Below are 24595 nucleotides of genomic sequence, written 5' to 3'. Positions count from 1 at the left end.
AGAACTCCAGGCGTGGCTATGAAATTCGGGGCAGGGAGCCCAGGCTCAGTTGGACCCGGCTGCGATGTCGTTGTCCTCCAGGAAGGAGGTAGCGACCTGACCGACGTCGTCCCGGTCAAGAATGTAGGAGCGGTTCATCGCCACGAGCTGCTCGGTGGTCAGTGCTCCGCTTACCTCGTTGAGGACATCGCGCGCCCCTTCGTCGAGGGAGTCCGAGCATCCCAAGGGGATGATGTTGTTGACGCCCAGCACCGAGTCGGGGTCCTCCAGGACCTTGAATCCGCTCTCGTCGATCTCCGGGCTGCTGGAGAAGAGCAAGGCTGCCTGGATGTCACCGTCCTGCAGTGCGGTGATGGTGATCGGGCCGGAGTAGTCCAGTACGCGGTACTCCGCGAAGTTGACGCCGTAGTTCTGGCTCATGCCGACGATGCCGTCCTGCCGGGTCTCGAACTCAGGGGGTCCCCCGAAGACGAAGTCCCCGGCCACGGGGGCGAGGTCGGCGATGGTGGACAGGTCGTACGTGGTAGCGGTGTCGTCGGTGACGACGATCGCGTTGTTGTCCTGGGCGGAGGAGGAGTCGAGGACCGTGAGCTGGTCGGGTAGCTCCTCGGCGAGGGCAGCGTCGACCTCCTCGGTCGTGACGGCCGGCGCCTGGTCGGTCTCACCGGTCCCGGCCCGCAGGTAGGCCAGGAGCGCACCGTTGTACTCCGGGGTGACGTCGATGTCGCAGCTGGCGACCTGGTCGTAGAGGACCTCGCGGGCGCCGATGTTGTCCGACCGTTCGACGCTGTAGCCGGCGCCTTCCAGCGCCTGCGCGTACACCTCACCCAGCAGTGAACTCTCGGGGAAGCTCTGGGATCCCACCACGATGGTGCCCTCTCCGACGCTGCTCCCGGAGTCCAGGGGGTTGTCCCCACCCGAGCCGCACGCGGTCAGGAGCAGGAGGCTGCTGGCCGCGGCCAGGACAACCGGGGTCTTGATCTTCATCGACGGACCTCTCGCGGTTCGGTGGTTCTCCGGGCTCGGTTGCCCAGGGCTTGGAAGGGTCGGGGCCGTCGCGCGACCCCGGGGGACACGACGCTGGAGCTGATCCCCAGCAGCAGCGCCTCGGTGAAGATGGCCAGCAGGGCGGCCAGGACAGCGCCCCCGGCGACCGTGTCGTACTGACGGAGGCTCAACCCGTCGAAGATGTACCGGCCGAGGCCGCCCAGACCGACGTAGGCGGCGATGGTCGCTGCGGACACCACCTGGATGGCCGCCAGCCGTACTCCGAGCAGGATGAGCGGCAGACTCGCCGGCACCTCGACTCGCCAGAGGACCTGGCGGGAGGTGAGGCCCATGCCGCGGGCGCCGTCGACGAGCAGCGGGTCGACGTTGCGGACGCTCTCGAAGCTGTTGACCAGCATCGGGGGGACGGCCATCACGACGAGGGCGATGAGCGGGGGGAGCAGGCCAATCCCGCTCAGGATGACCACCAGGGTCAACAGGCCGAGGGTTGGCAGTGCCCGGATGGCGTTGGCGAGGGAGAGCACCACGACCTCCCCGCGGTGCAGGTGGCCCAGCACCAGCCCGAGGGGGACGGCGATGGCGGCCGCGATGAGCATGGCCAATGCCGAGTAGCCCACATGCTCGGCTATGCGGGTCGGGATGCCGTTGGGCCCTGACCAGTTCGAGGCGTCCCCGAACCACGCGAGGATGCTGCCGAGGATGCTCATGCCGGCCTCCGCCGAGCCCACGGCGTCAGGGATCGCTGCACGACCACCAGGAGCAGGTCAATGACCAGTGCCAAGCCTGCGGTCAGGACGATGCCGACGATGATGGGCGTGGCGAAGAACCGCTGTGTGCCGTCGATGAACAGGTCCCCCAGCGAAGGGATGCCGATCACCGACACCACAGCGACCATCCCGATGCTGGCCACCGAGGTGACCCTCAGTCCGCCGAGGATGACGGGTGTGGCAATCGGCAGCTCGACGGTCACCAGCCTGCGCACGGTCGACAGACCCATTGCCGTGGCAGCCTGCCGGGTTGACTCGTCCACGGCTCGGATGCCGTCGACGACGTTGCGCACCAGGAGGGAGACGGCGTAAACCGTGAGTGGGATGATCGCGGTGCTTACGGTCAGCCCGGTCCACGGGATGATCAGCACGAACAGCGCCAGTGACGGTACGGCGAAGAACGCGGTGCTCACCGCCAGCACCGGCGCGTAGACGCGGGGCCACCGGACGCACGCGACGCCCAGCGGCACGGCCAGCAGTAGCCCGAGGACAACGGGAACCATGCTGATGAGCACGTGGGTCCCAAGGAGCTCGGCGATGCGGCCGGAGTTCCGAATAGCCCAGTTCCAGTCCATCAGCGCTGAGTCCGTGCTGCGCGAATGCTGGTCGCGAGGTCAGCGTGGCTGGCGAGGCCAAGCACTCGGTCTTCTGAGTCGACGGCGACGGCGAGCCCAGCCGGCGACAGCAGCGCCGAATCCAGTGCGGCTCTGATTTGGTCACGGTCAGGACGAAAGGTGCGGCGACAGGCGCGAAGCTGCTCACTCGTCTCCCCGGGGGCGACCCAGCCGGTCGGGCGCTGCTCGTCGTCGACGACCAGCTGCCACCGCTCGTGGTCGACGGCGACCGGATGGCCGGCCGGGGTCACCCCTTCCTGGTGGAGGGGAACGTCGTCGGCGGCGATGAAGGACAACCATTTGACTCCCTTGTCGGTGCCCATGAAGTCATCGACGAACGCATCTGCCGGCTCGGCCAGCAGTGTCTCGGGTCCGGCTACCTGGGTCAGGTGGCCGCCACGCTGGAACACCGCGATCTGATCGCCGAGGGTGACGGCCTCGTCGATGTCGTGGGTGACGAACACGATGGTCTTGCCGATCTCGGTCTGCAGACGCAGGAGCTCCAGCTGCAGGTCGTGGCGGACCATGGGGTCGACTGCGGAGAAGGGCTCGTCCATCAACAGCACGGGTGGATCGGCGGCCAGCGCCCGGGCGACGCCGACTCGTTGCTGCTGACCCCCGGAGAGCTGGTAGGGGTAGCGGCGGGCCATCGAGGGATCCAACCCGACGCGGGCCATGAGGTCGGCTGCTTGCTGACGTGCCTGGCGACGTGAGCTTCCCAGCAGGACGGGAACCGTCCCGATGTTGTCCTCGATGGTGCGGTGCGGGAACAAGCCGGCACTTTGGATGACGTACCCCATCTGACGCCGCAAGGCGGCAGCGTCGAGGAATGAGACGTCCTGGTCGGCCAGGAGTACCCGTCCTGCGGACGGGGTGATCATCCGGTTGATCATGCGGAGAGACGTGGTCTTGCCGCAGCCGGACGGTCCGACGAACACCGTGATCTTTCCGGCCGGACACACGAGGTCCAGGTTGTCGACGGCGATGGTGCCATCGGCATAGGTCTTGCTGACACCTTCAAAGGTGACGGTCGCTGTCGGCGTCGTGCTCACCCGTGTCTGGGTGCTCCGTGTACTCGATTGGGGCCTTGTGCCCACGCTGCCTCCCTGGCCGCTATCTGGCTGGTGAGGGCTGACGCCGATCCCACCGTGGAATCATGGTGGACCGCAACGATTGCGCTTGTCAACGCCTTTTGTGTGGTAGATCGCTATCTGGTCTCAAGCTCTACAGGGAGGACGGCCGCGGCCGGAGGTGCATGAACCTGTTGGCCGGAGCTCGCCTACGAAGCCGTCGGCGCTCGGCTAGACCAACACTGGGTGTTCCGTGTCGAAGGCGCTCAGCAGAGCAAGGGCGCGCTCGACGACCGGTCGGCCGTTGGGGGCCGCCCCCTCGCACGTTGCTCATCCATGGGGAGCCATTCAAGCGACTCGTGACGGCGTAGTTCCGGTGCGCATCGATGGGGGGTCTCGGACGGCCGGGCCGAGCAGGTGTGGGCCGACGCGCCCGACGGCGCGACCCTGCTGAAGCGCGTCGGTGAGCTGCCCGGCTTCGGCGCGCAGAAGGCCACGATCCTGGTCGCCCTGCTCGGCAAGCAGTACGGCGTCACCCCACCCGGCTGGCGCGAGGCCGCCGGGGACTACGGCGACGAGGGCGCCCGGCGGTCCGTGGCCGACGTCGTCGACCCGACCAGCCTCGCCGAAGTGCGCGCGTACAAGCAGGAGTCCAAAGCGGCCAAGGCGAAGAAGACCAGCTGAAACGGGATTTCCCGCCACGCCCGGCGCGGGCGCCCCCACCGGTGGCACGATGGGTCGTGTGACGTCGAGCCGCGAGACCCGCAACGAGCCGGTGCTCATCACGGAGGCCCAGCCGAGCCTGGGTGACCAGCACGCGGCGCGCAAGAAGCGGTACGTGATCACCATGCTGATCCGCATCGTGAGCGTGGTGCTGGCGGCGATCTTCTACCAGACGCTCTGGCTCATGGCGATCTTCGCCGTCCTCGGCACGGTGCTCCCCTGGATCGCGGTGGTCATGGCCAACGACCGGCCGCCGAAGAAGAAGCTCGACGTCAACCGCTACCGGGTGCCGGCGCCCGACCGCATCCTCGAGAGCCGGCCCAGCAGCGGACGGGTCATAGACTCGGAACCGTGAGCACCGAGACCCTGGAACGCCCGGACGTCCGCCACGACACCACCTCGGAGCCGCCCGAGGTCTTCCACTACGTGAAGAAGAACCAGATCGCCGAGAGCGCGGTCATGGGCACCCTGGTCGAGGCGCTCTGCGGCGAGGTGTTCCCGGTGACCAAGAGCCCCAAGCCCGGCAGCCCCGTGTGCGAGCCGTGCAAGGAGGTCTACGCCCAGCTCAAGAAGTAGCAGGTCCCTGCGGCGGCGCCGTTCCAGCACGTCACCTGAGGCCGAGCTTGCGGGCCTCCAGCTCGATCTTGGCGGCCCGGCGACGACGGCGCCGGCGGTCGTGCCGGCGCTGCCCCGAGGGCCACCGCGCCTCCACCGTCGCGTTGAGCTCGGCACCCAGCAGGATCGCCATGCCGAGGAAGAAGCAGAACAGCAACGCGGCGATCGGCGCGGCCAGCGCCCCGTAGGGCAGTGCCGTGGTGAGCACGTCGGCGACGTAGGTGCGCAGCACCAGCGCCGCCGAGATGAAGAACCCCGCCGCCAACGCCGCCCCCAGCAGGTGCCGCACCCACGGGAGCCGGCGCGGCAGCGTCACGTGGTAGAAGCTCGTCAGTGCCAGCACCAGGACGATGAGCACCAGCGGCCAGTAGACCGCGTTGACCAGCAGGGTCGCGGTGCCCTGGTAGTCCGTCGGCAGCAGTGCGACCAGTGCGGTGCGGCCCAGCACCAGCAGCGGCAGCGACAGCACGGCCACCGCCAGCGCGATGATGAACAACCCCAGGGCCATCAGCCGGGTGCGGATCGGGCCGCGCACGTCGCGCTGGTCGTAGGCGATGACGCTGGTGTTCATGAAGGTGGCCACGCCCGACGACCCGGCCCAGAGGGACAGCAGGAAGCCCAGGCTGACGACATCGAGGCGGCCCGAGTTGAGGATGTCGGTCAGCGTGGGCTGGACGAGGCTCTCGACGACCCCCGGGGTCAGCGCCTCCGAGGCCAGCTCCACCAGTCTCGCCTCGATCTCCTTGACCGCGGCCTCGCCGATGAACGCGCTCAGGTAGCCCAGCGACCCCAGCAGCCCGATCAGCAGCGGCGGGACCGACAGGATCTGCCAGAACGACGCCTCCGCCGACAACCCCAGGATGCGGTCCTGCCAGGCCTTGGCCACGGTGCGGCCGAGCACCTGCAACGGCACCCGCAGGAAGGCGGGCATCCGGGCGACCACCGCGCGCGGTCGCCACCTGCCCCCCGTGGGCTCGGGGTCGACGTCCCGGGCGGGGTCGTCGTCACCGGCGCCGGGGACCACGCCGGGCGCGCGCCCGTCCACGCCACCGGCGGGGGCCGGTGACCCCGGGGGGAGGACGGTCGCCACCGGTCCAGTGTGCCCGAGTCGGCGTCCTGGCGTGTCGGCGCGCCCACCCGGACGGGTCAGGACCGGGACGACCGCGGCGACGGGCGGGGGACCGAGCGGGGCCGGCGACCGGTGGGCTGCGCGGGCGCACCCGGGGCCGTGGACGCCGGTGCCGGCTCGGGCACCGGGACGCACCGGATCACCGGCTCGGCCGCGTACCGGGTGTTGAAGTCCTCGGTGCGCAGCTGGGCGCCGGTGGTCGGGTCGGAGAAGATGCGGGTCACGGTGACGTCGAAGCCGTTGGCGCCGCCCTGCGGGTTGCAGTTGCCGTCGTCGGGCTTCTCCTGCACGACCGGGGTCCGCACGTTGTAGCGGTTGCTGCTCACCGACTCGACGTCGTAGCGCTTGGTGCCCCAGAAGGTCACCGTGATCGAGCCGGGCACCCACTCGGTCTGCACGTAGATGCCGGTCTCGCTGTCGTTGCGCCACTTCAGGTCGATCGAGTCGTAGTAGACCGTCGCCTCGCGGCCGGCCGGGTAGCGGCTGATGTAGTAGCTGTGCGGCTTGTGGTAGACGTCCTCGAGCCCGCCGAAGAACACCGCGTTGAACATCGTGGTGGCGAACTGGCTGATCCCGCCGCCGACCGCCTGGGTGAACTCGCCGTTGTTGATGACGCCGGCCGGCACGTACCCCTGGGCCTCGCCGCGGGGGCCGGTGTAGCCGTTCAGGCTGAACGTCTCGCCCGGCAGCACGACCGCGCCGTCGACGAACTCGGCCACCACGCGGATGTTGGTGCCGCTGGCCGAGTTCGTGAAGTTCGTGGTGAACGAGCTGATCGGCTCGACGATGCCCAGGGCGTTGGCCTCGTCGGTGGTGAAGTCGGCCGGGACCGCGCCGAGGCTGGCGGTCACCTCGCGCGGCGCAGGCTCGACCAGCACCGGGCGCATCGCCTCGGCCAGCGCGGCGGGGTCGACGCCGGTGCCCTCCACCGAGGGGACCACCGCGATCGTGTCGCCGCTGATCCGGAACGAGGCGTCCTGGGCCGGCGTGCCGAACTCACCCAGCTGGTCGCCGAGGGCGGTCTGCAGGCTGGCGGGGTCCAGCGTCACGGCGAGCTCGCCGTCCTCGCCCGCGGCGAACCGCAGGGCCGACGCGATGCCCTCGGGCTCGATCTCGGCAGAGGTGCCGTCGTCGCCGCGCACGGTGACCGGGGCGGCCAGCGCCGGCGTGACGACCTCCTCCAGCGCGCGCTGGGCGGCTGCCTCGTCGACCTGCACCTCGGTCGTGTCCACCGGCAGCTCGATCGGCGTCTCGGGGTCACCCCCCGAGGACAGGGCCTCGGTGACGGCCTCACCGGCGCCCTCGCGGTCCAGCTGGCGGCCGGTCACCGGCGGGACGACGGTGGCGTCGGTGCCCTGCACGGAGATCGTGGCGTCGGCCGGGGCGCGGTCGACCGTCTCGGCGAACGCGTCGATCTGCGCGGCCAGCGCCGTCTCCTCGCCGGTGATCACCGGTTCGACGGCGCGCTCCGTGAACAGAGACACCAGCCGCGTCCAGGGGTTCAGCGGTTGACCGGACGCCGCGTCGACGGTGGCGTCGACGTCGAGGGTGATGCCGGCCGTGGCGGGGGACAGGACCCCCTGCACGTCGTCGGCGATGATCACGTGGTCGGCGGTCACCCGCGGAGCCAGCTGCTCCTCCAGCGTCGCGGCCGCGGCGGCCGGGGACAGGCCCCCGATCTCGACGCCGGCGACCATCGTGCTGCGCGGCACGTCGTCGCCGGCCACCGCCAGGTCCACGCCGTAGGCGATGCCGAGCACCGCGAGCACGCCCAGCGGCACCAGCACGGCCGGTCGCCGCCACCGGCTGCGCCCGGGCTCCGCCGGCCCCACGAGGGAGAAGCTGCCCACCGGGGTGTCGTGCTCGGGTCCGGGAGCGGGGTCGTGGTCGGTGACGGTCGGGACGGCGGCCGTGGGTGGTTCGTCGTCCGGCTGCTCGCCGGGGTGGTCGGCCGGGTCCTCGGCGCGCGGCTCGTCCTCGCGGCCGGCCGGGGTCGGCGGGTCCTGGACGGCGGGGAGGAGCGAGGTGGCGTGCTCGTCGTCCTCGTCGCTGCCGTCGCGCGGCTGGTCCTGCCGGTCGCCACCCGCAGCCGGGGGGACGGCGCCGGAGGGGGTGTCGCCGTCCTGCCGGGCGACCGGGACCTCGGCGTGGTCGTCGGTCGTGTCCTCGGGGCCCGCCGCCTCGGGCGCTGTGGCGTCGTCGGCGTCGGGCTCGGGCGGCTCGGGCGTCGTCGCGGTGGGCGGCACGGCCGCGGGGGAGATGCGCCCGGTGGGGGCGTCGTCGTCGGACGCGGGCTGCGGGGCGTCGGCGTCGGCGTCGCGGCGGCGCGGGTTGACCGGCAACGGCTGGCCGAGCGGGTGCACCGGCTCGGGGGTCTGGCCACCCCAGCCCGCGGCGGGGGGCTGAGGACGGGCTACGCCGCCCGGGGCGGTGGGGCGTCCGGACCCGATGGTGCCGTCGGGCTGCAATCGGGCGGTCCGGTCGGTGCCGGCCGCCTCGTCGGGCGTGCCGTCCCGCTCGGGCCGGGGCGTCTCGTCGCTCATCGGGGGGGTCACGCTCGCTGTCGGTCGGGCGGGGTGGTCACCCCGCGCACGACGACGCCGCCGGCTCCCGGATGGGCGCGCCGGCGGCGTCGTCATGTGCTCGCTTCATCGCTGTCCGCGACGATAGCGCCTCGGTCAGGCGGGGACGGGCTGCTCGCGCTCGGTGTCGATGATGTCGACGGCGATGTCGCGGAGCTTGGCGTCGTAGGCGCGGGCGTGGTGCCCGCAGAAGACGAGGTCGCTGCCGCTCGCGAGCACGACCCGGACCTTGGCCAGCGCGCCGCAGCGGTCGCAGTGGAAGGGAACGACCAGGTCATCGGTGGCAGGGCTCGTCGTCAGGGTCTGGCTCATCTGGTCATCACTCGCTCTCCGTCGCACGGACCCGCGTTCGCGGATCGGCCTCCTGCACAGCGCCAGGATGACCCCCGGTGTTCCCGATCCGGCCCAGCTGCCGCTCGACGCGCCGGGTGAGGTGCGCCGGGTGGTACCTGGACCTGAGGGTGGAGCGGGTGAGCAGGGGATCGCACTGGGTCGAACGGTGGTACGTGGTTCCGCTACTCTCTGGACGGCTCCACGCTACAACCGATGCCCCCGCGGTGCCGCCGTCAACCCCGCACGACCAGATCCCACAGCCACATGTGATGACTTCGTGACCCCCGCCCCCTCGCAGGGGCCCGCCGCGAGCGTGCGAGTGGTGGGGGCGAGGGGGTCCTTCTGTCAGTCCAGGTAGTCGCGGAGGACCTGGGAGCGCGACGGGTGCCGGAGCTTGCTCATCGTCTTGGACTCGATCTGGCGGATCCGCTCGCGGGTCACGCCGTAGACCTGGCCGATCTCGTCGAGCGTGCGGGGCTGGCCGTCGGTCAGGCCGAACCGCAGCCGCACCACGCCGGCCTCGCGCTCGCTGAGGGTCTGCAGCACGCAGCTGAGCTGGTCCTGCATCAGGGTGAAGCTGACCGCGTCGACGGCGACGACGGCCTCGGAGTCCTCGATGAAGTCACCGAGCTGGCTGTCGCCCTCGTCGCCGATGGTCTGGTCGAGGCTGATCGGCTCCCGGGCGTACTGCTGGATCTCCAGCACCTTGTCCGGGGTGATGTCCATCTCCTTGGCCAGCTCCTCCGGGGTGGCCTCCCGGCCCAGCTCCTGCAGCAGCTCGCGCTGGATGCGGCCCAGCTTGTTGATGACCTCGACCATGTGCACCGGGATGCGGATGGTGCGGGCCTGGTCGGCCATCGCCCGGGTGATGGCTTGGCGGATCCACCACGTGGCGTAGGTCGAGAACTTGTAGCCCTTGGTGTAGTCGAACTTCTCCACCGCGCGGATGAGACCCAGGTTGCCCTCCTGGATCAGGTCCAGGAAAGCCATGCCGCGGCCGGTGTAGCGCTTGGCCAGCGACACGACCAGGCGGAGGTTGGCCTCCAGCAGGTGGTTCTTGGCCCGCTCGCCGTCGCGCACGATCCAGGTGAGGTCGCGGCGCATCTGCGGGGTGAGCTTGGCCCCGGTCTCCTCGACCTGCCGCAGCCGTTCGGACCCGTAGAGCCCGGCCTCGATGCGCTTGGCGAGGTCGACCTCCTCCTCGGCGGTGAGCAGCGCCACCTTGCCGATCTGCTTGAGGTAGGCGCGGACCGAGTCGGCCGAGGCGGTCAGCTCGGCGTCCTTGCGCGCCTTCTGCAGCGCCTCGGACTCCTCCTCGTCCTCCCACTCGAACTCGGCGGACGCGGCGGTGGAGCCGGCGTCCTTCTCGTCCTCGGCGGTGTCCTCGGGCCCGTCGGCGCCGACGACGGCGGACTCGTCCAACGACAGCCCGCCCTTGCCGCCGACGACGGCGACCGTGCCGCCCTCGCTGCCGAGCGCGGTCAGCACGGTGCCGTCGGCCGGCTCCTGCCCGGGTGACGGGGTGATCGTCGGCTTGGCCGTGGTGGACCGTGTGCGGGGCTTGGCGGCGGGCACTCGCGTTCCTTCCCGTGCAGCGACGCGTCCCCGGGTGCGGCCGGGCGGGCCCGGGGACCGCAGGAGGACGGCGCCATTGTAGCGAGCATCACGCCCCGGTCGCGGGGGATCCGGTACGCAGCCGCCCCGCAAGCGGCGCGGTGCCCGGCTACTGCCCGATGCGCCGCTCGGCGGCGAGGGCGGCGCCGACGATGCCGGCGTCGTTGAGCAGCTGCGCCGGCACGACGGGGGTGCGGGTGGACAGCAGCGGCACCCACTTGTGGGCCTTCTTGCTGACCCCGCCGCCGACCACGATCAAGTCGGGCCACAACCCCCGCTCGAGGGTGTCCAGGTAGCGGTCGACGCGCTTCGCCCAGTCGGGGTAGGAGAGGTCCTCGCGCTCGCGGGCAGCCGCCGAGGCGGCCTTCTCGCCGTCCTTGCCGTCGACCTCGATGTGCCCGAACTCGGTGTTGGGCACCAGCTGCCCGTCGATGAACAGCGCGCTGCCGATGCCGGTGCCGAAGGTCAGCATGAGCACCAGGCCGCGCTGGCCCTTGCCGGCGCCGTAGGCCATCTCGGCCAGCCCCGCGGCGTCGGCGTCGTTGAGCGTCTGCACGGTGCCCGGCACCCGCGACTCGACGGCGGCGGCCATGTCGGTGCCGATCCAGGAGGGATCCATGTTCGCGGCGGTGTAGGCCACGCCGCTCTTCATGACGCCGGGGTAGGTGACGCCGACCCGGCCGTCGTAGCCGAACTGGCCGACGACGTCGGCGACCACGTCGCACACCGCGTCGGGCAGGGCCGGCTGCGGGGTGGGGATGCGTACACGTTCGCCGACGAGCTCCCCCCGGTCGAGGTCCACCAGGCATCCCTTGATGCCGCTGCCGCCGACGTCCACTCCGAAGCCCTGCACGCCGACAGGCTAGTGACCCGGGTAGCCCCGCGGGACGGCGGCGGTGCGGCAGGATCCCCCGACGTGACCACCCGCGACGTCCACCCCCTCGCCGACGAGCTGCTCACCCTCGCCCTCACCACCGCGGAGCCCGCCGCCGACCTGGTGCGCGCCGGCCGCTCGGGCGCCGCCGACCACGTGGACACCAAGAGCAACCCGGTGGACGTCGTGACCGCCGTGGACCGGGCCAGCGAGCAGCTGGTCGTGGCGCGGTTGCTGGGTGCCCGCCCCGACGACGGCGTGCTGGGGGAGGAGGGAACCTCCCGCACCGGCACCAGCGGCGTCCGGTGGGTGGTGGACCCCATCGACGGCACGGTCAACTTCCTCTACGGGCTGGACTCCTTTGCCGTCTGCATCGCCGCCGAGGTCGAGGGCACCACCGAGGTCGGGGTGGTGGTCGACGTCGCGGCGGGGGAGACCTTCGCCGCCGTCCGGGGGCGTGGTGCGTGGTCGACCCGGGACGGGGTGACCACGCCGCTGCAGGCCTCGGCCCCGGTCTCGGTCGCCCAGACGCTGGTGGCCACCGGCTTCGCCTACGACGCCGGCATCCGCGGTCGGCAGGGCCGGGTGCTGGCCGGGCTGCTGCCCCTGGTGCGCGACGTGCGCCGGTTCGGCTCCGCCGCCGTGGAGCTGTGCCTGGCCGCGGCGGGCCGGGTCGACGCCTACTACCAGCTCGACCTCAAGCCCTGGGACTGGACGGCGGCTGCCCTGGTGGCCGCCGAGGCCGGTCTCGTGGTGCGGGTCAGCGAGGGCCACGGCGTCGGGGACCCGCTGGTGCAGGCGTTCCCGCCGGGGGTGGCCGACGAGCTCGACGCCCTCCTCGCCCAGCTGCACGCCCAGGGCTGAGCCCGGGGCGGGTCAGCAGGCGGCGGAGGCGCTCGCCGCCGGGGTGAGGGCGGCGGCCACGTCCTCGGGCGTGGCCAGCTCGGTGAAGTCGGGGCCGACCACCAGGTCGACCACCGCGGTGGCCCGGGTGTCCTGGTACTCGGTCGCGCCCGGGAGGAAGAGCTCGGTGTAGCGGGCGGCCTCGGCGCCGCGCGGACCGAACCGCAGCTCGCCGACGCCGGTCACCTCACGCCCCGTGGGGTCGTTGGCGAACTCGGTGACCACGAACCCGCGCGACTGCATGGTCGTGGCGACCGTCTGGGCCAGGCCCGCGGTGCTCGTCGCGTTGAGCACCCGCAGCTCGACGGTGGAGGGGTCGAGGGAGGGCGGGGCCTGGGCGGCGCTGGAGCAGGCCGCGGCGGCCTCGCGGTCGGTGGCGGCGGCGTCGCGGAACACGTTCCACCACACCCCGAGGGCCAGGACGGCCAGCACCAGCAGGAAGACCAGCGGGATGATCGGTCGACGGTCGCGCCGGGGGCGGGCCGGCCGACGATCGGTGGTCTCGCTCAACTGCGCTCCCCTGGGCTGCACTCCGCGTCGTGGCCGACGGTGACCGCGGCGAGCCTAGTGCCGGCCACGCTGGTCAGACCGCACCGTCCTCGAGCGCGGCGCGTCCGAGCTCCACGCAGGGGTCGATCTTGTCCGCGTAGCCGCTGGCGTCCTTGCCGGCCATCGCGCCCGCGGCCGACCGGGCCACGATGCCGGCGATGATCGCGGCGAACTTGAAGTAGGCGAACCCGACGTACCAGTGCAGCTGCGCCAGGTCGGTACCGGTGCGGGCGGCGTAGCGCTCGGCCACCTCGGCGCGGGTGGGGAACCCGGGCAGGGTGGTCACCGCCGACAGCGCGACCCCGCGGTCCTCACCGGCCTGCGGCCAGTAGACGAAGAGCATCCCCAGGTCGGTGAGCGGGTCGCCGAGGGTGGACATCTCCCAGTCGAGGACCGCCCGCACCCGGCCCGGCACCTGCGGGTCGAGCAGGCAGTTGTCCATGCGGTAGTCGCCGTGGACGATGCCCGACCGCTGCGTGGCCGGCACGGTCGCGGCCAACCGGGCGGCCAGGGCGTCCAGCCCGGGCCGGTCGGTGTCGCGGGTGGCCTCCCACTGGGTGGTCCAGCGGCGCACCTGGCGAGCCGTGAACCCCTCGGGCCGGCCGAAGTCGGCCAACCTGACCGCGGCGGGGTCGACGGAGTGCAGGTCGGCCAGGACGTCGACCAACCCGTCGCCCAGGGCCCGGCGCTCGGGTGCGGTGTCGGCGTAGCCGGCCGGCAGCGCGTCGACGACGTGCACGCCCTCCACCCGCTCCATCACGTAGAACGGCGCGCCCAGCACCTCGGGGTCGGTGCACAGGTGCAGCGTGCGGGGCACGGGCACGGGCGTGCCGGCCAGGCCGGTGATGACCTTGTGCTCACGGACCATGTCGTGCGCGGTGGCCAGGACCGCCCCGGTCGGGGGGCGCCGGAGGATGACCGCGTCGTCGGGTCCGCCACCGGCGGGGGTCACCGTGTAGGTGAGGTTGGACATGCCGGCGGCGATGAGGTCGACGTCGACCTGCTGCCACTTCTCGTCACCCAGGACGGTGGCCAGGTAGGGGCCCACGACCCCCGGATCAGCACCCACGATGGCGGTCATCGGCGCAGGGTAACCTCTGCCGCCCCTGCCCCGGATGCCCCTGCTCCGCGGCTGTGGGACGGTACGCACCGATTCGGTCCCGATGCGGCGTGTGACCGTCCGCCCGACGGGCACAAACGCGGGGCCCGCCACGTTGGGGGCCCTGCCGGACTCCCGACGGCAGACCACCGCGGGGGCTCCCCGGCCGGCCCGAGACCGCGGCGGCCCGGGGGCAGCGGCACAGAGCACACGGGTCCCCGAGGGCCCGCACGACGAAGGAATGAGGGGCACACCATGGCCACCGACTACGACGCCCCACGACGCAACGAGGCCGACGAGCTGGGCGAGGACTCGCTCGAGGAGCTCAAGGCCCGCCGGGCCGAGGCCCAGTCGTCCTCGGTCGACGTCGACGAGACCGACTTCAACGAGGCGCTCGAGCTCCCGGGCGCAGACCTGTCCAACGAGGAGCTCACCGTCCGCGTGCTGCCCAAGCAGGAGGACGAGTTCACCTGCTCGAGCTGCTTCCTGGTGCACCACCGCAGCCGGCTGGCCAGCACCAAGGGCGACCGGCTGGTCTGCCGCGACTGCGCCTGACCGCGGTACCCCCACGGTGATGGCCGACGAGCCCCGCACCGGGCCGGCCCGGGACGTCCCCCGTCCCCGGCCGGTCCCCGGTGCGCCCGAGGAGCCCGTCGGCCCGCTGGCCCGCGCGGCCCGCGCCGTCGCCGACGCGGTCGGCGGCCTGCTCGGCGACCGTCCGGCCGACGAGCAGCCCGCCGGCCGACCCGACGAGCAGCCGGGCGGGGGTGGCCGGGCCGCAGCCGTGCTGCGCGACGTGGTGGCCGCGGTCGGCAGTGCCGCCCGCGCCGCCCGCACGCCCGACGGCGGGACGGCGACGGACGCCGGCACGGACAGCGGGAAGGGGAGCGGCACGGACGGCGGCTGGCGACCCACCGCCGTCCTGACCGACCTGCTGCACGCCGCCGCGCCGCGGCTGCCCATCCGCGACGGCGACCGGCTGCGCGCCGCCCACCCGGGCATGGACGACGCCGCGATCGCCGACGCGCTGGTGGCCCATACCGCCCGGGTCACCGCCGGCATCGGCGCGGCGACCGGCGGGCTCACCGCCGCGCAGTGGTTCGCCCCGCCGTCGTTGGTCGCGCTGCCCCTCGAGCTCGGTGCCGAGACGGTGCTCGTCGCGGCCGTGGAGGTCGTGCTCGTCGGCGAGCTCCACGAGCTGCACGGCCGGCCGGCCCCCGGGGACGCCCGGGCCCGGGCCGGCGCCTACCTCACCAGCTGGACCCACCAGCGGGCCGTGGCGTCGGGCCCGGAGGGTGGTGGTCTGCTGGCCACCCTGGGCAGCGCGGGGGTCAACGCCCTGCGCCGCCGGGTCACCCGCCGGCTGGCCCGCAACGTCTCCTCGGCCGCCCCGCTGCTGCTCGGTGCGGGGTTGGCCGCCCGCAGCAACCGTCGCGCGACGGTGCAGCTGGCCGAGGCGGTCCTGGCCGACCTGCGCGCCCCCGGGCACCACTAGCCTCGGGCCGTGCCGTCCCCACCCGACCCGCCGCAGGTCCCGGTCGTGCAGGCCCCGGTCGTGCAGGTCCCGGTCGTGCAGGCCCCGGTCGTGCAGGTCCCGGTCGTGCTGGCCGACGGCGCCGTGCTGCCGGCCTACGCGCTGCCCGGCGACGCCGGGGCCGACCTCGCGGTGACCGAGGACGTCGAGCTGGCCCCGCACCAGCGGGCGCTGGTGGGCACCGGTGTCTCGGTGGCCATCCCCGAGGGCTACGCCGGTTTCGTGCACCCCCGGTCGGGCCTGGCGCACCGGCACGGGTTGAGCCTGGTCAACGCCCCCGGCACCGTCGACGCCGGCTACCGCGGCGAGATCCGGGTGAACCTGATCAACACCGACCCGACCACCACGATCCGGCTGCGCCGGGGCGACCGGGTCGCCCAGCTGGTGGTCCAGCCGGTGGTCCGCGCCGTGTTCACCCCGGTGGCGGGGTTGCCCGCCACCGCCCGCGGCGCCGGCGGCCACGGGTCCACCGGTGGCTTCGGCGCCGGCACCACATCCACGACAGAGGGGCAGGCCTGACATGCCGTTCGGACGGCGGCGCAACCGGATCGAGCGCAGCGTGCGGGAGCGGGGTGTCCCCCCGGAACCGCAGGTGCGCGAGCGCGAGCAGGACGAGACGACCGGCCCCTTCGACGTCGCCGACGCGCCCGAGGACGGCGTCACCCGCGTCGACCTGGGCTCGCTGCGCATCCCCGCGGTGCCGGGCACCGAGCTGCGGGTCGACGTGAACGCGGCGCAGAAGGTGGTCGGGGCCAGCCTGCGGTCGGGGGACTCGCTGCTGCAGGTGTCGGCCTTCGCCGCGCCGCGGGCGGGCGGGATCTGGGACGGCGTGCGCGCCGACCTGGCCACCAGCGCCCGCGGGCAGGGTGGTCAGCTGACCGAGCGGGAGGGCCCCTTCGGCCCCGAGCTGGCCGGTTCGGTCCAGGCCAGCCCGCCGCCGCAGCCGGGCCAGACCGCGCCGGCGGCGCCCGTCCGCCGGGCTGCCCGCTTCGTCGGCGTCGACGGCCCCCGCTGGTTCCTGCGCGGCATGATCAGCGGCCCCGCGGCCGAGACGCCCGAGGCCGGTGAGCTGCTGGAGAAGGCGTTCCGCCAGATCGTCGTCGTCCGCGGCACCGACCCCATGCCGGTGCGCGAGCAGCTGCCCATGACGCTCCCGCCCCAGGCGGCCGAGCAGGTCGCCGCCCAGCAGGCCGCCGCCCGCCGGCGCGGCGGACCTACCCTGGACGCGTGACCGAGACCCGTCCGAAGGGCTGGCTGTCCAAGACGCTGGCCAAGCTGACCGCCGACGACGCGACGATCGACGCCCAGGAGCTGCAGGACGACGTCGCCACGGCCGGCTGCGAGCCGGTCGGCAGCTGCCAGAAGGGCAAGGTCGTCGCGGTCACCGGCCGGCTCCGGTCGGTCGTCTACACCCCCCGGGAGACCGTGCCGACGCTGGAGGCCGAGCTGTTCGACGGGTCGGGGTCGGTCACGCTGGTGTGGCTGGGCCGCCGGCGGATCCCCGGGATCGAGCCCGGCCGCACGCTCACCGCGCGCGGCCGCTTCGCCTCCTTCGAGGGGCGCAAGGTCATCTACAACCCCTGGTACGAGCTGGGCCTCGGGTGAGCCGGCCGTCCGGGCGCCCGGCGGGGCGCTCGTCGCTGGTGGTCGACCGCCACCTGGTGCTGGACTCGCTCGGCGGCTGGCGGGGCATGGTCGACGTCTCCCTGCCGACGGTCGCGTTCGTGGTCGCCAACGGCCTGGGCGGGCTGACCGTCGGCATCTGGGCCGCGCTGGGGGCCGCCGTCCTGGTGTTCGGGCTGCGGCTGCTGCGCCGCGAGACCGTCCAGCAGGCGGTGAGCGGCCTCATCGGCGTGGCCATCGCGGTGGCCATCGCGCGGGTTTCCGGTGAGGCGCGCGACTTCTTCGTGCTGGGGCTGGTCCGCAACGCCGGGCTCGGGGTCGTGCTGCTGGGCTCGGTGCTGGTGCGCTGGCCGCTGGTCGGGGTGGCCGCGGAGTTCCTGGCGCCGAGCCACCTCGGCTCGATGGCCGACCACAGCATCAAGGGCAGGCTGGCCGGTCGGGTGCGCCAGCGCGGCTCCGCGGTGCTGCGCGCCGGGGAGGGTGCCGCCGAGCCGGCGCCGGACGGCGAGGAGGACACCCCGGCGGCCGCCGAGGCGCCGGCCGAGCGGCACTGGCGCACCGACCGGCGCATGGTGCGCGCCTACAGCTGGCTGACCCTGCTGTGGGCGGGCACGTTCCTGGTGCGCGCCGCGGTGCAGGGGTTCCTGTACTGGCGGGACGAGGTCGCCCTGCTGGGCACCGCGTCGCTCGTGCTCGGCCTGCCGGTGACGGGGCTGGCGCTCGTCGTCACCCTCTGGGTGGTCGCCCGCCTGCACCGCCACCGCACCGCCGACAGCTAGCCGACGGGCCGCCCCGACAGCACCTCCTGCAAATCCTCCTCGACGTCGCCGTGCATGACGAAGAGCAGTTCGTCGCCGGCCTCAAGCGGCTCGTCGGGCGAGGGGGTGATGACCCGCTCGCCGCGCAGGATGGCCGTCAGCACGGTCTCGCGGGGCAGCGGGACGTCGCGCAGCGGGCGGCCCACCCAGGGGGTGTCCTCGGCCAGGGTGATCTCGGTGAGGTTCGCCGCGCCCTTGCGGAAGCTCATCAGCCGGACGACGTCGCCGACGGTCACCGCCTCCTCGACCAGCGCCGCCAGCACCCGCGGGGTGGAGACGGCCACGTCGACGCCCCAAGCCTCGGTGTAGAGCCACTCGTTGCGGGGGTCCTTCACCCGGGCGACCACCCGGTTGACCGCGAACTCGGTCTTGGCCAGCAGGGAGACGACGAGGTTGGCCTTGTCGTCACCGGTGGCGGCGATGACCACGTCGCAGGTGGACAGCTGCGCCTCCTCCAGGGCGCTGACCTCGCAGGCGTCGGCCTGCACCCATTCCGCGCCCGGGACGGCCCGCGCGCGCACCTTGGCCCCGTTCTTCTCCAGGAGCATGACCGCGTGGCCGTTGCCCAGGAGCTCCCCGGCGATGGAGCGGCCCACCGCCCCGGCGCCCACGATGGCGACGCGCATCAGTGCTGCCCTCCCTCGGGTGCGTTCTCCACGACGTCGTGCACCGCGGCGGCGATGTCGTCGGTGGCGGCCACGACCAGGTGGTCACCGGACTGCAGCACGGTGGTGGGGCGGGGCAGCTGGGCCTCGCCGAACCGGACCAGCCAGGCGGCCCGGGCGCCGGAGGCCTTCTCCAGGTCGGCGAGCGGGCGGCCCACCCAGCCGTCGGTGACGGTGACCCGCATGAGCAGCACCTTGCCGGTGGGCTCCCGCCAGATCTCGGTGACCTTGACGCTGAGGAGCTCGCGCATGAGACGGCTGACCGTCCAGGGCACCGTCGCGACGCTGGGGATGCCCATGCGCTCGTAGACCTCGGCGCGCTTGGAGTCGTAGATGCGGGCCACGACGTGCTCGACGCCGAAGGTCTCGCGGGCCACCCGGGCGCTGATGATGTTGGAGTTGTCGCCGCTGCTCACCGCGGCGAAGGCGCCGGCGGCGTCGATGCCGGCGTCGAGCAGGGTCTGCCGGTCGAAACCGAGCCCGGTCACCTGGCGGCCGTTGAAGTCCGGGCCCAGCCGGCGGAACGCCTCGGCGTTCTGGTCGATGACCGCGACGCTGTGCCCGATCTCCTCCAGCCGCCGGGCGATGGCGGACCCGACCCGGCCGCAGCCCATGACGACCACGTGCACGTGCGCTCCCGAGGGGATCTCCGCGCCCCGGCGTGGACCGCCCGGGCGTACCGCGGGGAAGTTACACCGGACCGGTGACGGGGCGGCGACGACGCCGGGTCGGGTGCGGCCGGTCGCACCCGGGTGGCCGGTGGCGTCCGTACCATCGCCGCGTGCCTTCGCTGTCCGACCTCGGGCAACTCCCCAAACGCCTCGTCCTGGGCCGCCCCGTGCGCAGCGACAAGGCGGGGGAGTCCCTGCTGCCCAAGCGCCTGGCGCTGCCGATCTTCGCCAGCGACCCGCTGTCCTCGGTGGCCTACGCCACCCAGGAGATCCTGATCGTCCTGACCCTGGCCGGGGCGGCGTTCCTGTACTTGGCGCCCTGGCTGGCGGTGGCCGTCGTCCTGCTGCTGGTCGTGGTGGTGCTGTCCTACCGGCAGGTCGTGCACGCCTACCCCTCGGGGGGCGGTGACTACGAGGTGGCGGCGCGCAACCACGGGCGGTTCGCCTCGCTGGTGGTGGCCAGCGCGCTGCTGACCGACTACGTGATGACCGTGGCTGTGTCGGTCGCGTCTGGCACGGACAACATCATCTCGGCGTTCCCGTCGCTGGCCGAGCACCGGGTGGCCATCGCGGTGGGGCTGGTGGCGTTCCTGGCCGCGGCCAACCTGCGCGGGGTGCGGGAGTCGGGCAAGGGCTTCGCCGTCCCGACCTACCTGTTCGTCGCCGGCATCCTGGTCATGGTCGTCACCGGGTTCATCGAGTACTTCTTCACCGACGGCTCGCTGGTGGCCGAGAGCGCCGGCTACACCATCACGCCCGAGCCCGAGTACTCCGACCTCGCCGGGGTGGCGCTCATCTTCTTCGTGCTCCGCGCGTTCGCCTCCGGCTGCACCGCGCTGACCGGGGTCGAGGCGATCGCCAACGGGGTGCCCGCCTTCCGGCCGCCGAAGTCGCGCAACGCCGCCACGACGCTGGCGCTGATGGGCGGCATCGCGGCGGCCATGTTCGCCGGGGTCACCGCGCTGGCGCTGTTCTCCGGCGTCAAGTACGCGGAGTTCCCCTGCGACCTCCAGGGCTTCGCGAACTGCGAGACCGAGCCGCAGCGCACGGTCATCGCGCAGGTGGCCAGTGCCGTGTTCGGCGGCGACACCTCGGTGGGCTTCTTCTACATCCAGGCGGCCACCGCGCTGGTGCTGATCCTGGCGGCCAACACCGCCTTCAACGGCTTCCCGCTGCTGGGGTCGGTGCTCGCCCAGGACCGCTACATGCCCAAGCAGCTGCACACCCGCGGGGACAAGCTGGTCTACAGCAACGGCATCCTGCTGCTGGCCGGGTTCGCGGTCGTGATGATCGTGGCCTTCCAGGCCGACTCCACCCGGCTCATCCAGCTCTACATCGTCGGGGTCTTCACCAGCTTCACGATCGGCCAGTGGGGCATGGTGCGGCACTGGAAGCGCGAGATGAAGCTGGTCGAGGGGGCCGAGCGGGCCCGCATGCGGCGTTCACAGGTCATCAACGCCCTCGGCGGCTCCATCACCACGGTGGTGCTCGTGATCATCGTGCTGACGAAGTTCACCCGTGGTGCCTGGATCGTCATCGTCGTGATGCCGTTCATCTACCTGCTGATGCGGCAGATCAACCGGCACTACACGCAGGTGGCCGAGCAGCTGGTGCCCAGCGGTGACTCCCGCACGCTGCCCTCGAAGGTGCACGCCGTCGTCCTGGTCAGCAAGGTGCACAAGCCGACCCTGCGGGCGCTGGCCTTCGCCCGGGCCACCCGGCCCGACCAGCTGACCGCGCTCACGGTCAACGTCGACGACGCCGACACCCGGGCGCTGCAGGCCGACTGGGACCGCTACGACATCCCGGTGCCGCTGACCGTGCTCGACTCGCCCTACCGCGAGATCACCCGGCCGGTGCTGGACTTCGTGAAGGAGATCCGCCGCGACAGCCCGCGGGAGCTGGTCGTCGTCTTCGTGCCGCAGTACGTGGTGGGCCACTGGTTCGAGAACGTGCTGCACAACCAGAGCGCGCTGCGGCTGCGGGCCCGCCTGCAGTTCCAGCCCGGCGTCATGATCACCACGGTGCCCTGGCAGCTGGAGGGCTCCCGCGACCGGGAGGACGCCCTGCGGCCCGGGGTGGCCCCCGGTGACCTCCGCCGCGGTCTGGCCGAGGACCCTGGCGCCCGTGAGCGATGACCCCCGTCCCCAACACGGCTCGCAGGCTCGCCGCGGGCCCCAGGACGAGGGCCGTACCGGCACGCCGGGAGAAGCTCGTCCTGGGTGGACCGGTCGGCGGGTCGAGCTGACGGTCGGGCCGGTCGCCCACGGCGGGCACTGCGTCGCCCGCCACGAGGGCCGCGTCGTCTTCGTGCGGCACGCGCTGCCGGGGGAGCGGGTGGTCGCGCTGGTCACCGAGGACCGGCACCGCGGCTACTGCCGGGCCGACGCCGTCGAGGTGCTCGACCCCTCCCCGGACCGCGTCGACCGGCCCTGCCCGGCGGCGGGCCCCGGGGCGTGCGGCGGGTGCGACTGGCAGCACGTCGCACCGGAGGCCCAGCGCCGGCTCAAGGGCGACGTCGTCACCGAGCAGTTCGCCCGCCTGGCGGGCCTGGACGTCTCCCTGGACGTCGAGGAGCTGCCCGGCGGTCCGCTGCGCTGGCGCTCGCGGGCCCGCTTCGCCGTCGACCGGTCCGGCCGCCCCGGGCTGCGCCCGCACCGCTCCCGCGACGTCGTCGTGCTGCAGGACTGCCCCATCACCGTCGAGCCGGCGGTCGAGGCCGTGCTCGGACGCCGCTGGGACGGCGTGGGCGCGGTCGACGTCGCGGTGGACTCCGTGGGCGGGGTGACCACCACGACGCTGGACCGCCGCGGTCACCCGCAGGCCACCAAGGTCGTGCGGGCGACCGGGGCCGCGGCCAGCGGCACCCGCGCCGAGCGCAAGGCCTGGCACCGGGACTGGCAGGTCGAGGGCACCGGGTTCTGGCAGGTGCACCCCGCCGCGGCCGACGCGCTCGTGGGCGCGGTCGCCGGGTTCGCCGCCGTCGCGCCGGGGGAGCGGGTGCTCGACCTCTACGCCGGGGCCGGCCTGTTCGGCGGGTCGCTGGCCGCCGGTGTCGGCCCCGAGGGCCAGGTGGTGTGCGTGGAGGGCGACCCCGGCGCCTGCGCCGCGGCGTCGGACAACCTGGCCGACCTGCCGCAGGCCGAGGTCTGGCAGGGCGACGTCGACGCCGAGGGCCTGGCCGAGCTGCTCGCCGAGCTCGACGGCCCGCCCGACGTCGTCGTCCTGGACCCCCCGCGGTCCGGCGCCGGGCGCGAGGTGAGCGCCGTGCTGGCCGACGCCGGGGCCCGCGCGGTCGTCTACGTGGCCTGCGACCCGGCGTCGCTGGCCCGCGACGTCGCCGTGTTCGCCGAGGCCGGCTGGCGGCTGACCGGGCTGCGGGCCTACGACGCCTTCCCGATGACCGCCCACGTCGAGTGCGTGGCGCTGCTGGAGCCGCCCGCCCGCTAGCCCTGGTCGGCCAGCCCCGACAGGTCGTACAGCTCGGTGTCCCCGTCCTCGACCTGGGTGGCGTGGTGCTCGACCCAGTCCTTGATCCGGACGGCGTCGGGCCCACCGCCGCTGCCCACGAGGTAGTAGTGGATGCGGTGCGCGGCGACGTCGTCCTGGAACTGGCGCAGGGTGAGGGTGGGGTCCTGGCCGGAGAACCCGCCGATGTCCATCACCGGTTGCCCGGTGGCCAGCTGGACGGCGGCGCCGTGGTGGCCGGTGGTGGCGGCGGCCCAGGTGTAGCCCGCGCCGCCGGCGCGCACCAGCGCCTCGGCCGTGCCGTCGATGCCGGCGCCGTCGGGCCGCCCGCCGTGCCACCCGGCCGCCGTCACGGGGGGTGGGTCGGCGTAGACGTTGCTGCTCTGGTGCACCCCGTCGGCGGTGCCCACCGACCACAGCAGCGGCCCCAGGCACAGCGCCAGCACCGCCGGGACGGCGAAGGCCCGGCCGCGACCCCGGCGCAGCGCCACCAGCGCGGCCGCCGCGAGCGCGACCAGCACGCCGGTCAGCACCGCGGAGGGGAGGGGGTGGTGCCAGTGCGCCCATGCGTTGGTCACCGCCGTCGCCACGGCGACCAGTAGCCCGGCGGCCAGCAGGCCGGGCCGGTGCGACCGCCGCAGCACGGTGCCACCGAGGGCCACGAGGGCCGCGGCCGCGGGGGCCAGCTGCACCGCGTAGTAGCTGTGCTCGATGCCCTTCATCGTGCTGAGCACGACGGCGGTGACGACGAACCAGCCGCCCCACAGCACCGCCGCCGCCCGCACCCGGTCGGTGCGGGTGGCCCGCGCGGTCAGCAGCAGGACGGCGACCAGCGCGAGAACGGCGGCCGGCAGCAGCCAGCCCGCCTCGTCACCCCCGGACCCGACCAGCCGCCACACGCTGGACGAGGACTGGTGCATGCCGCCCCCGCCGGCGCTCTCGTCGCCGCTGAGCCGGCCGAGCCCGTTGTAGCCGAAGGCCAGGCTCAGCGGGTCGTCGTCGGTGGTGCCGCCCACCCACGGCCGGTCGGCCCGGGGCACGAGCCGGACGACGGCCACCCACCAGCCGGCCGAGACCAGCAGCGCGGCACCGGCTGCGGCCAGCTGCGCCAGCCGGGTGCGCCACCGGGGTGGCCCGGCCAGCAGGTAGGCCCCGGCGAGCCCGGGCAGCACGAGGAACGCCTGCAGCGACTTGGTGAGGAAGGCCAGCCCGATCAGTGCGCCGGCCAGCACCAGCCAGCGGGTGCGACCGTCCTCGAGCGCCCGGCCGACGGCCCAGGCGGCGGCCACGCACAGCAGCACGAGCAGGGCGTCGGGGTTGTCGTACCGGAACATGAGGGTGGCCACCGGGGTGAGGGCCAGCAGCAGCCCGGCCAGCAGGCCCGGCCAGGGCCCGACCACCCGGCGCACGGTGGCCGCGAGCAGGGCCACGGCGAGCACCCCCATCACCGCCTGCGGCAGCAGCACCGACCACGGGGACAGCCCGAACAGCCGGGCCGACAGGCCCATGACCCACAGCGCGGCCGGCGGCTTGTCGACCGTCACCGAGCCGGGCGCGTCGGAGGCCCCGAAGAACCAGGCCGACCAGTCCGACGCCCCGGCCTGGGCGGCCCCGGCGTAGAACGCGTTGCCCCATCCCGACCGGCTCAGCCCGACGGAGTACAGCACGCCGGTGCCGGCGAGCAGGGCGGCGAGCGCCACCTGGTCCGGCCGTGGCCGCAGCCGGGGTCCGGACCTCCGGCGCAGCGGGGGCGGTGGGGCACCGAGGGGTGCGTCACGGGGGGCGTCGAGCACGGTCACGGCTGCGGAGGGTGTCCGGGCCGCCTGGACGGGGCCTCCCGGCCGGCTGTGGGTTGCCCGACCTCCCGCTGTCCACCGGGTGTGCAGCAGGCTCCCAGGGGGTCCCCCGGGAGCTCCCAGCCCGCTCCTCGACCGTG

General features: G+C 73.5%; 26 protein-coding genes. 12 read left to right on the top strand and 14 right to left on the bottom strand.

Features of this window, described 5'->3' with window-relative positions; all coding sequences use genetic code 11:
• Nucleotides 1-45: 45 nt before the first annotated feature.
• The 4 genes from TEK04_RS07090 to TEK04_RS07075 are packed head-to-tail and all read right to left on the bottom strand — an operon-like array spanning nucleotide 46 to nucleotide 3441.
• A complete protein-coding gene (locus TEK04_RS07090; protein ID WP_336403623.1) occupies nucleotides 46-987 on the bottom strand; it encodes an ABC transporter substrate-binding protein in 942 nt (313 codons plus the stop codon).
• On the bottom strand, nucleotides 984-1715 hold the full coding sequence (locus TEK04_RS07085; RefSeq protein ID WP_336403622.1) for an ABC transporter permease: 732 nt from the start codon (nucleotides 1713-1715) through the stop codon (nucleotides 984-986). Before TEK04_RS07085 ends, TEK04_RS07090 begins: the two co-directional genes overlap by 4 nt.
• Nucleotides 1712-2350 carry an ABC transporter permease gene (locus TEK04_RS07080; RefSeq protein WP_336403621.1) on the bottom strand — a complete coding sequence of 213 codons (639 nt, stop codon included), beginning with the start codon at nucleotides 2348-2350 and terminating at the stop codon, nucleotides 1712-1714. The genes TEK04_RS07085 and TEK04_RS07080 overlap by 4 nt, the downstream gene beginning before the upstream one ends.
• Nucleotides 2350-3441 carry an ABC transporter ATP-binding protein gene (locus tag TEK04_RS07075; protein ID WP_336403620.1) on the bottom strand — a complete coding sequence of 364 codons (1092 nt, stop codon included), beginning with the start codon at nucleotides 3439-3441 and terminating at the stop codon, nucleotides 2350-2352. The genes TEK04_RS07080 and TEK04_RS07075 overlap by 1 nt, the downstream gene beginning before the upstream one ends.
• A 435-nt stretch (nucleotides 3442-3876) precedes the next feature.
• Here TEK04_RS07075 and TEK04_RS07070 point away from each other — a divergent pair, with 435 nt between their 5' ends.
• Genes TEK04_RS07070 through TEK04_RS07060 form a run of 3 tightly spaced genes read left to right on the top strand, consistent with a single transcriptional unit; the run spans nucleotide 3877 to nucleotide 4758 of the window.
• Nucleotides 3877-4143 (top strand): HhH-GDP family DNA glycosylase, encoded by a 267-nt coding sequence (locus TEK04_RS07070; RefSeq protein ID WP_336403619.1) that lies wholly within the window; start codon nucleotides 3877-3879, stop codon nucleotides 4141-4143.
• A 58-nt stretch (nucleotides 4144-4201) separates the two neighbouring features.
• The gene (locus tag TEK04_RS07065; protein WP_336403618.1) at nucleotides 4202-4537 is read left to right on the top strand and encodes a DUF3099 domain-containing protein; all 336 of its coding nucleotides are present in this window, start codon (nucleotides 4202-4204) and stop codon (nucleotides 4535-4537) included.
• Complete coding sequence (locus TEK04_RS07060; protein ID WP_336403617.1) at nucleotides 4534-4758, top strand: DUF3039 domain-containing protein; 225 nt, start codon at nucleotides 4534-4536, stop codon at nucleotides 4756-4758. The genes TEK04_RS07065 and TEK04_RS07060 overlap by 4 nt, the downstream gene beginning before the upstream one ends.
• A gap of 31 nt (nucleotides 4759-4789) precedes the next feature.
• Here TEK04_RS07060 and TEK04_RS07055 read toward each other — a convergent pair whose 3' ends face one another.
• From TEK04_RS07055 to ppgK, 5 genes are all read right to left on the bottom strand, one after another.
• A complete protein-coding gene (locus TEK04_RS07055; RefSeq protein WP_336403616.1) occupies nucleotides 4790-5887 on the bottom strand; it encodes a YihY/virulence factor BrkB family protein in 1098 nt (365 codons plus the stop codon).
• Between the two features lie 56 nt (nucleotides 5888-5943).
• Nucleotides 5944-8469: a VanW family protein gene (locus TEK04_RS07050; RefSeq protein WP_336403615.1), complete on the bottom strand. Its 2526-nt coding sequence runs from the start codon at nucleotides 8467-8469 to the stop codon at nucleotides 5944-5946.
• A 135-nt stretch (nucleotides 8470-8604) separates the two neighbouring features.
• Nucleotides 8605-8820: a DUF7455 domain-containing protein gene (locus TEK04_RS07045; RefSeq protein ID WP_336403614.1), complete on the bottom strand. Its 216-nt coding sequence runs from the start codon at nucleotides 8818-8820 to the stop codon at nucleotides 8605-8607.
• A gap of 366 nt (nucleotides 8821-9186) precedes the next feature.
• A complete protein-coding gene (locus TEK04_RS07040) occupies nucleotides 9187-10416 on the bottom strand; it encodes an RNA polymerase sigma factor (protein ID WP_336403613.1) in 1230 nt (409 codons plus the stop codon).
• Between the two features lie 148 nt (nucleotides 10417-10564).
• On the bottom strand, nucleotides 10565-11308 hold the full coding sequence (gene ppgK / locus TEK04_RS07035) for a polyphosphate--glucose phosphotransferase (RefSeq protein ID WP_336403612.1): 744 nt from the start codon (nucleotides 11306-11308) through the stop codon (nucleotides 10565-10567).
• A 63-nt stretch (nucleotides 11309-11371) separates the two neighbouring features.
• On the opposite strand from ppgK, the gene TEK04_RS07030 reads away from it, so the two are divergent.
• Complete coding sequence (locus tag TEK04_RS07030) at nucleotides 11372-12193, top strand: inositol monophosphatase family protein (RefSeq protein WP_336403611.1); 822 nt, start codon at nucleotides 11372-11374, stop codon at nucleotides 12191-12193.
• A 12-nt stretch (nucleotides 12194-12205) separates the two neighbouring features.
• Here the strand turns inward: TEK04_RS07030 and TEK04_RS07025 are convergent, their stop codons facing one another.
• Both TEK04_RS07025 and TEK04_RS07020 read right to left on the bottom strand, forming a co-directional pair.
• Entirely contained in the window at nucleotides 12206-12742 is a 537-nt protein-coding gene (locus tag TEK04_RS07025; protein ID WP_336403610.1) for a LytR C-terminal domain-containing protein, read from the bottom strand.
• Between the two features lie 73 nt (nucleotides 12743-12815).
• Nucleotides 12816-13862, bottom strand: a complete 1047-nt coding sequence (locus TEK04_RS07020) for a phosphotransferase family protein (RefSeq protein WP_336403609.1) — start codon at nucleotides 13860-13862, stop codon at nucleotides 12816-12818.
• 273 nt (nucleotides 13863-14135) lie between these two features.
• Between TEK04_RS07020 and TEK04_RS07015 the strand changes: the two genes are divergently transcribed.
• The 6 genes from TEK04_RS07015 to TEK04_RS06990 are packed head-to-tail and all read left to right on the top strand — an operon-like array spanning nucleotide 14136 to nucleotide 17816.
• Nucleotides 14136-14435 (top strand): DUF4193 domain-containing protein, encoded by a 300-nt coding sequence (locus TEK04_RS07015; protein WP_092806809.1) that lies wholly within the window; start codon nucleotides 14136-14138, stop codon nucleotides 14433-14435.
• 19 nt (nucleotides 14436-14454) lie between these two features.
• Nucleotides 14455-15375, top strand: coding sequence for a hypothetical protein (locus TEK04_RS07010; protein WP_336403608.1), 921 nt, complete (start codon nucleotides 14455-14457; stop codon nucleotides 15373-15375).
• Nucleotides 15376-15384: 9 nt separating this feature from the next.
• Entirely contained in the window at nucleotides 15385-15933 is a 549-nt protein-coding gene (gene dut, locus TEK04_RS07005) for a dUTP diphosphatase (protein WP_336403607.1), read from the top strand.
• Nucleotide 15934: 1 nt separating this feature from the next.
• Nucleotides 15935-16645 carry a DUF3710 domain-containing protein gene (locus TEK04_RS07000; protein WP_336403606.1) on the top strand — a complete coding sequence of 237 codons (711 nt, stop codon included), beginning with the start codon at nucleotides 15935-15937 and terminating at the stop codon, nucleotides 16643-16645.
• Nucleotides 16642-17019 carry an OB-fold nucleic acid binding domain-containing protein gene (locus tag TEK04_RS06995; protein ID WP_336403605.1) on the top strand — a complete coding sequence of 126 codons (378 nt, stop codon included), beginning with the start codon at nucleotides 16642-16644 and terminating at the stop codon, nucleotides 17017-17019. The genes TEK04_RS07000 and TEK04_RS06995 overlap by 4 nt, the downstream gene beginning before the upstream one ends.
• Entirely contained in the window at nucleotides 17016-17816 is an 801-nt protein-coding gene (locus TEK04_RS06990; RefSeq protein WP_336403604.1) for a DUF3159 domain-containing protein, read from the top strand. The genes TEK04_RS06995 and TEK04_RS06990 overlap by 4 nt, the downstream gene beginning before the upstream one ends.
• Here TEK04_RS06990 and TEK04_RS06985 read toward each other — a convergent pair.
• Entirely contained in the window at nucleotides 17813-18481 is a 669-nt protein-coding gene (locus TEK04_RS06985) for a potassium channel family protein (protein WP_336403603.1), read from the bottom strand. The genes TEK04_RS06990 and TEK04_RS06985 overlap by 4 nt on opposite strands.
• Complete coding sequence (locus TEK04_RS06980) at nucleotides 18481-19149, bottom strand: potassium channel family protein (RefSeq protein WP_336403602.1); 669 nt, start codon at nucleotides 19147-19149, stop codon at nucleotides 18481-18483. The genes TEK04_RS06985 and TEK04_RS06980 overlap by 1 nt, the downstream gene beginning before the upstream one ends.
• A 152-nt stretch (nucleotides 19150-19301) precedes the next feature.
• On the opposite strand from TEK04_RS06980, the gene TEK04_RS06975 reads away from it, so the two are divergent.
• Complete coding sequence (locus tag TEK04_RS06975) at nucleotides 19302-21329, top strand: APC family permease (protein WP_336403601.1); 2028 nt, start codon at nucleotides 19302-19304, stop codon at nucleotides 21327-21329.
• Nucleotides 21319-22641 carry a class I SAM-dependent RNA methyltransferase gene (locus TEK04_RS06970; RefSeq protein ID WP_336403600.1) on the top strand — a complete coding sequence of 441 codons (1323 nt, stop codon included), beginning with the start codon at nucleotides 21319-21321 and terminating at the stop codon, nucleotides 22639-22641. Before TEK04_RS06975 ends, TEK04_RS06970 begins: the two co-directional genes overlap by 11 nt.
• Here the strand turns inward: TEK04_RS06970 and TEK04_RS06965 are convergent.
• The gene (locus TEK04_RS06965; RefSeq protein ID WP_336403599.1) at nucleotides 22638-24458 is read right to left on the bottom strand and encodes a glycosyltransferase family 39 protein; all 1821 of its coding nucleotides are present in this window, start codon (nucleotides 24456-24458) and stop codon (nucleotides 22638-22640) included. The two genes, TEK04_RS06970 and TEK04_RS06965, sit on opposite strands and share 4 nt — an antisense overlap.
• Nucleotides 24459-24595: the final 137 nt, after the last annotated feature.

The sequence above is a fragment of the Klenkia sesuvii genome (assembly GCF_037083825.1).
Lineage (GTDB): Bacteria > Actinomycetota > Actinomycetes > Mycobacteriales > Geodermatophilaceae > Klenkia > Klenkia sesuvii.
The sequence above is the reverse complement of the archived record's forward strand: the minus strand, read 5'-3'. Positions and strand labels throughout refer to the sequence as shown.

Excerpts from the sequence above, each read along its gene's own strand:
- TEK04_RS07090 (WP_336403623.1), bottom strand. The coding sequence starts at position 987 with ATGAAGATCAAGACCCCGGTTGTCCTGGCCGCGGCCAGCAGCCTCCTG.
- TEK04_RS07050 (WP_336403615.1), bottom strand. The coding sequence starts at position 8,469 with ATGAGCGACGAGACGCCCCGGCCCGAGCGGGACGGCACGCCCGACGAG.
- TEK04_RS07080 (WP_336403621.1), bottom strand. The coding sequence starts at position 2,350 with ATGGACTGGAACTGGGCTATTCGGAACTCCGGCCGCATCGCCGAGCTC.
- TEK04_RS07045 (WP_336403614.1), bottom strand. The coding sequence starts at position 8,820 with ATGAGCCAGACCCTGACGACGAGCCCTGCCACCGATGACCTGGTCGTT.
- TEK04_RS06985 (WP_336403603.1), bottom strand. The coding sequence starts at position 18,481 with ATGCGCGTCGCCATCGTGGGCGCCGGGGCGGTGGGCCGCTCCATCGCC.
- TEK04_RS07010 (WP_336403608.1), top strand. The coding sequence starts at position 14,455 with ATGGCCGACGAGCCCCGCACCGGGCCGGCCCGGGACGTCCCCCGTCCC.
- TEK04_RS07015 (WP_092806809.1), top strand. The coding sequence starts at position 14,136 with ATGGCCACCGACTACGACGCCCCACGACGCAACGAGGCCGACGAGCTG.
- TEK04_RS07000 (WP_336403606.1), top strand. The coding sequence starts at position 15,935 with ATGCCGTTCGGACGGCGGCGCAACCGGATCGAGCGCAGCGTGCGGGAG.
- TEK04_RS07085 (WP_336403622.1), bottom strand. The coding sequence starts at position 1,715 with ATGAGCATCCTCGGCAGCATCCTCGCGTGGTTCGGGGACGCCTCGAAC.
- TEK04_RS07020 (WP_336403609.1), bottom strand. The coding sequence starts at position 13,862 with ATGACCGCCATCGTGGGTGCTGATCCGGGGGTCGTGGGCCCCTACCTG.